This window comes from Cupriavidus sp. 05L310, assembly GCF_056398185.1.
This window is the reverse complement of sequence record NZ_JBFTOX010000133.1, coordinates 1-3,345: the sequence shown is the minus strand read 5'-3', so window position 1 is coordinate 3,345 and position 3,345 is coordinate 1. Positions and strand designations below refer to the sequence as shown.

Annotated in this window: 4 protein-coding genes and 1 pseudogene; 1 reads left to right on the top strand and 4 read right to left on the bottom strand. The window is 60.8% G+C overall.

What is annotated here, in order from left to right:
* On the top strand, positions 1-305 hold a 305-nt coding region (locus tag AC1DS6_RS42285; RefSeq protein ID WP_477104760.1), incomplete at its 5' end, for a hypothetical protein.
* On the opposite strand, the pseudogene AC1DS6_RS42280 reads toward AC1DS6_RS42285, so the two are convergent.
* The 4 genes and pseudogenes from AC1DS6_RS42280 to AC1DS6_RS42265 all read right to left on the bottom strand — a co-directional run.
* Positions 234-802, bottom strand: a pseudogene (locus AC1DS6_RS42280) (phage integrase family protein); the annotation flags it as partial. The gene AC1DS6_RS42285 and the pseudogene AC1DS6_RS42280 overlap by 72 nt on opposite strands.
* A 20-nt stretch (positions 803-822) precedes the next feature.
* On the bottom strand, positions 823-1,626 hold the full coding sequence (locus AC1DS6_RS42275) for a ParB N-terminal domain-containing protein (protein WP_477104759.1): 804 nt from the start codon (positions 1,624-1,626) through the stop codon (positions 823-825).
* A 109-nt stretch (positions 1,627-1,735) separates the two neighbouring features.
* Positions 1,736-2,221, bottom strand: coding sequence for a SixA phosphatase family protein (locus AC1DS6_RS42270; RefSeq protein ID WP_441637646.1), 486 nt, complete (start codon positions 2,219-2,221; stop codon positions 1,736-1,738).
* Between the two features lie 174 nt (positions 2,222-2,395).
* Positions 2,396-2,863: a hypothetical protein gene (locus tag AC1DS6_RS42265; protein WP_441637644.1), complete on the bottom strand. Its 468-nt coding sequence runs from the start codon at positions 2,861-2,863 to the stop codon at positions 2,396-2,398.
* Between the last annotated feature and the right edge of the window lie 482 nt (positions 2,864-3,345).

Here is a 3,345-nt window from a genome sequence, read left to right as displayed (position 1 = left end):
TCTTCAATCGATCGATTTGCCGCATGGTCAGGGTGATGGTGTCCGGTGCCATGGCAGCCTCCAGTAGACTGGAAACCGCTCAGATTACGCTTGGCAAACTCGGACATTTGAACTTGGCTATAAACGGACATTACAACTTAGCCCTGACACTCGTGGAGCACATAATACGTGTTATGTTAAATCCGATCTACGGGGCTGCCAGCCAATACCGGCGCGGCTTCCAGCAAGAAAAGCACCCTGCGCTCTCGGGGCGTTGGTCGTCGCAGGAATCTGCGATAGGCTGTCGCATCCTCCGTGGTGAGTGAGGACAACGGCCGCCCCCGCTCAATGATGCGCCCAAAGGATCAGGCGTTTCGCTTCCTTGCGATAGGCGCGCAGGGTCGCCGCCGACTGCTGCAGCGCCAACCAGCCGTGGATGGCCGCGTAGTCGCTGTCCGCATTGAGGGTGCAGGTCTGGCACGGCGCGCGAAACTGCCCCTGCGACCCGTCGCCTTCAAGCGGCATGACGTAATTGTTCCCTCGGTACACTCCCGCGGGATCAGCGCGCGGACGCGCTCGGTCGGTTGCGGGTGCTGGGCGAAGAACGCTTCAATCCGCCGGGCCCGGCCGCGCCCAGGCCCGGAATGGCCACCCACCAGCGGCGTCGGCGCGGCACGCGTACTGTCAGCGCCGCCAGCACGCCGATGCCCTGAGACCGCAGCGCAGCCACTGCGCGCGGTGCCAGCCACAGCCCGATGTCGTCACTGATGACCGGCTTGGACGCCGGAAGTCCGTGTAGTCGTTCGATCGCCTGCTCGGCAGCCCTGCCCTTCTCCGCCCGCTCTATTGACCACCGCGGGTCTCTGCGAGTGCAACGGTCAAGTGCTGCACCTTCTTTTTCAACTGATCGCGCTCTTCTGTGAGCTGTGCAACCAATACCGTCAGGCGATGAATTGCAAGTTGATCGGGTGTGGCGTCGTTGGGCGGTGGCGCCAGTTCAGGCTTGGGTGGCACGCGGGCCTCGCGCACCTGTCTCGCCACCTGGCGCAGTTCCTTCTTGCCTCCAGCAACAGCCGCTACTTGCTTCTCGCCAGGCAAGGAGGCTACGGCAGCCGCGGCATTAATGGAAATTACGCCCGCTTTTACTGCGCTGACCAACTCGGGCGCAGCCGTCTTCTGGATTTTCTCGATCTGACCAAGCGTCGCACTGCTCACCCGTGCTGCGCGCGCAACAGCCTCGCGAGTCAACACCGGATCGGCCCCGGATTGCGTGGCGACTTCGGTCCCGGCAGGTTTTGCATGCTGCGCTTGCGTTTGCGCCAGACGCGCGGATACGATTCCCTTCTTCCGCAGGGCAAGTACCCCTCGTTGGAAATCTGATACGCTGCGCCGCCCGAGGTGATTGTCGATCATCCACAGGTGCACATCGTCCATAGACTGGAACGTCTGGTTTTGTACCGTATTGAAAGGGATTCCGTGCTCGTGGCAGATGCTGTAGCGGTTGTGTCCGTCCACCAGGAGATCGCCCCACAACACCAGCGCATCGCGGCACCCTTCCGAGAGCAAGCTGCGTTCTAATGCTGCGTATTCGTCTTCTGTAAGTGGATCGATATAGGCACGGAGCTCTTCGTTGATAGTGATCTTCATGGGCCAAACAAAAAATGTAGGACGGTAGTGTACACACTGCCGCCTTTTCAAGCCGTGTAGCGGGGCCGATGAAGCTGGGCCTGGCGCTGCGCATTGGCGAATGCCTGCACTATCTCTTCGGTGCGTCCATCCTCACCTTCGCCGGGCCGATCTCCGCGACATCCGCCCACGCCTTTGCGTCGAAGCAAAACTCCGCGATTGCGCATGTGGGCATGTCTATGATCGCGCTCGATAGCCGATGTGCGAGGTCGGTGAACTCGGGATTGTGGCCGAAGAGCATCACGCGGTCCAGCCTGTCGTCGAGTGCGCAGATCATGGTGAGCAAGTTGTCCGAGCTGCTGGCATAGAGGCGCTCATCGACGACGATGTCCTTGCGCTTGTAGCCGATCTCATCGGCGATGAGTTGCGCCGTGGTCAGCGCACGCAGCGCCGGGCTCGACATGAGTAGATCGGGATCGACGCCGCGATCAGTCAGGCGTTTGCCCATCTTGGACGCGTCATTGCGGCCGCGATTGTCTAACTGTCGCTGCCGGTCGGGCAAGGACGGATCGTCGCGACTCGATTTGGCATGCCGCACAAGAAACAGGATTTTCATGATCAAGCTGAGGGGTGGCCTGAAGCGCCATTATCGCCCTATTCGACCACCGCGGCGACTAACAGAGGTGCTAGCCTTTCATGCTCTCGATTGCTGTCGTTTTCAACATCGCATCGCTGCTGGGCTTGCGAACCGTCGTAAATGGCGCCGAAATCAAAGCTACCCCCAAAAGGCCTACCGAAGCGGTACATCCAGATTCGTGCCGGTGACGTGGAGTTGCTCCGACCCGTACACCACGACTTTAGGCGGCGCGAACTCCAGGTGATTCTCTTCCAGCCATGCGGCAACCGCGGCTTCCAGCCGATCCATGAGATCCAGTTGAAGTTTCCATGACTCTGGGGACTCGCGGCCGGGAAAGCCATCACCGATCGCTGCCGCGAGAATGGGGGCGAGCACATCTTGGGCTTGCTCGCTGCCAATCAATTTGCCCTCGTGTTCGCCCAAGGCCATGCCAGAGAGCATCCGCTCGATAATCCTCGTCGCTTCGAACCGCGCGAAGTAGGACGGAGGCTCAGGGCTAAAGCCCGCGGTAACCACCTGCGTCATGCCCATCTGCGCTGCCGCCGAAATGGCATCGCGACGGGACCCGAACCCCGCGACCCATCGACCGGCCGCATCCTTGTACCCGAACTCTTCCTGCATGCTGCCTCCGGCATGGTTGATGTTGGGCCTTTACCATGGCGCCGTTCTCCGTCCGGTATTCGGTCGGCCTTGGCTGCCGTGGCATCCGTTGGCACGCTACGGATCAGGCCTTCCTGCGAGAGGCCAATGAGCCTCTTACAAGGCGCACGTGCGGTCCGCCTCCGATGCACGGGCCCAGCGTGTCTCGTAATAGCAGACACCCGGTGTTGTTGTGTTGGTTTGCACCCGCCAGATCCAGGCCCGCACGCGCCAGGCTTTGACGCCATTTTTCGTACCCGAAAAAAATCGATCCCAAGCCCAGCCTGCCTTTGCGGGCGATTCACGCTGACCTGCCCCGCCTTGGCACACTCCATGCGTTTGTACCTCCCGAGCGCAGAAACAATGCTCGAACCAACCGAACCCCAAGTCCCAATCGCTCCCAAGGAGAACTGCCATGACTACCACCCTCGCCATCAAGGACCTGTCCGTCACCGAAGAACTCG